The organism is Moorena sp. SIO4E2 (genome assembly GCF_010671945.1).
GTDB classification, from domain to species: domain Bacteria; phylum Cyanobacteriota; class Cyanobacteriia; order Cyanobacteriales; family Coleofasciculaceae; genus Moorena; species Moorena producens.
In genome coordinates this window covers 1-2,293 of the sequence record NZ_JAAHIE010000904.1, presented here as the reverse complement: position 1 = coordinate 2,293, position 2,293 = coordinate 1, and the positions used below count along the sequence as shown (strand labels likewise).

The window sequence follows — 2,293 nt, the reverse complement described above, 5'->3', positions numbered from 1 at the left end:
TTTACTATTGATGCAGAATCACCAGCATTCATAATTGCAGAAATTGGTAACAACCACAATGGCAGTTTGGAATTAGCAAAGAAACTGATTGACTTAGCAGTAGAAGCAGGGGCTGATTGTGCTAAATTCCAGATGCGTAGTATGAAAGCTCTCTACCGTAATGCTGGTAATGCTAATGATGGGAGTGAAGATTTAGGTTCCCAATACACTTTGGATTTACTTTCTCGCTTTCAACTCACTCCAGAGGAAATGTTTGCTGCTTTTGACTACTGCAAACAACGTAGTATCTTACCACTATGTACTCCCTGGGATTTGGAAAGTCTGGCATTCTTAGAAGAATATGGAATGCAAGCCTATAAAGTAGCTTCAGCTGACTTGACAAATCATGACTTACTCGCAGCACTGGCTAAAACTGGGAAACCGTTAATTTGTTCCACTGGTATGTCAACGGAAGCTGAAATTAGTGAAGCCGTAAATTTATTGCAGAGATTGGGTGCTATGTACGTGCTACTGCACTGTAATTCTACCTATCCTGCTCCCTTCAAGGACGTAAATCTCAACTATTTAGAACGTCTCAAAGAAATTAGCGATCGCCCTGTTGGTTATTCTGGTCACGAACGTGATATTAACATAGCTATTGCAGCGGTTGCTAAAGGTGCAAAGGTTATTGAGAAACACTTTACCGTTGATAAATCAATGGAAGGTAACGACCACAAAGTAAGTTTGTTACCACAAGAGTTTAAAGCAATGGTGCGGAGTATCCGTCAAGTCGAAGAGGCTTTGGGTAACGCAAAAGAACGTAGAATCAGCCAAGGAGAACTAATCAACCGCGAGACTTTAGCTAAAAGTTTAGTAATAAACTGCAACCTGGAACCAGGACAAGTTATTACATCAGAAATGATTGAAGTCAAAAGTCCTGGTAAAGGTTTGCAACCAAACCGCAAAACCGAACTAATTGGAAAATTAGCCATAAGACGATTTAAAGCGGGTGATTTTTTCTTTCCCAGTGATTTAGAACGAGAGCAAATTCAAGCCCGTAATTACAAGTTTAAGCGTCCTTGGGGTATACCCGTTCGTTACCATGATTTCAAGAATATCTTGGCAAAAACAAATCCAGATTTACTAGAGTTTCACCTCAGCTATAAGGATTTAGAGCAAGATATTTACCAATACTTTGAGCAACCACTAGATTTGGATTTAGTAGTTCACAGTCCAGAATTATTTGCTGGAGATCATGTATTGGATTTATGCTCCCAGAATGAGGAGTACCGTCAGCATTCTATCCGAGAACTGCAACGAGTCATTGATATCACCCGCCTACTCAAGCCCTTCTTTAAACGCGCAACTCAACCTTGTATCGTCACCAATGTTGGTGGTTTTACCATAGACGCACCGTTGCATCAATCTCAACGGAGTGAATTATACGAATTGCTGGTTAAAAGTTTATCTGAACTTGATACAGAAGGTGTAGAAATCATTCCTCAAACCATGCCTCCCTTCCCCTGGCATTTTGGCGGTCAACGTTATCATAATTTATTTGTAGACCCAAAAGATACCGCTGAGTTTTGCAATAAATATGGCTATCGAGTTTGTTTAGATGTTTCTCACTCCAAACTTGCTTGTAATCATCATAAATGGTCTTTCAAAGAGTTTATTGAGCAAATTGGACCGTTAACAGCTCATTTACATATTGCTGATGCAGAAGGGATAGATGGTGAAGGATTGCAAATTGGCGAAGGTGAGATTGATTTTCCGGCTTTAGCGGAGGATTTGCAAAAGACTGCGCCTAATGCTTTCTTTATTCCGGAAATTTGGCAAGGACATAAGAATGAAGGTGAGGGATTTTGGTTCGGCTTAGAGAAGTTAGAGCCATATTTTGGAGTGAATACGGTTATTTTATAAATATATAATTAAGTCATTTTTTTACATATTATCAAAATATATGAAAGGAATTATTAGATCAAGTTTGAGGTCTATTGTTCAAAGATTACTTTGGTCAGAAATATGTCAAATATCTGATTTAAAAAGTAATTTTTTAACACTTGAAGATGAGTTAAATCTTCTAAAAATTAAATCGAGTGCATTATCACCTTCTATAGATGAATCATTAGTTTTTAGGAAAAATACAGATGATTTTATCTATGACGAAATATTTGTTATTGGCTCTGGTCCTAGTTTGCTGGATTTAACTCAAGAAGAAAAAAAATATATTTCTAGTAAAACATCAGTTGCCATGAATCGATATATCCTTTACTGGGATCTGATAGGTATTTGGCCACAGTTCATCTTTATA

The 2,293-nt window shown here is 37.7% G+C and carries 2 protein-coding genes; both read left to right on the top strand.

The window, feature by feature from the left end; translation table 11 throughout:
* A partial coding sequence (locus F6K37_RS38790) for an N-acetylneuraminate synthase family protein (RefSeq protein WP_287256520.1) occupies positions 1-1,902 on the top strand: 1,902 nt, incomplete at its 5' end.
* A 40-nt stretch (positions 1,903-1,942) separates the two neighbouring features.
* The coding region (locus tag F6K37_RS38785) for a hypothetical protein (protein ID WP_287256518.1) at positions 1,943-2,293 on the top strand (351 nt) is incomplete at its 3' end.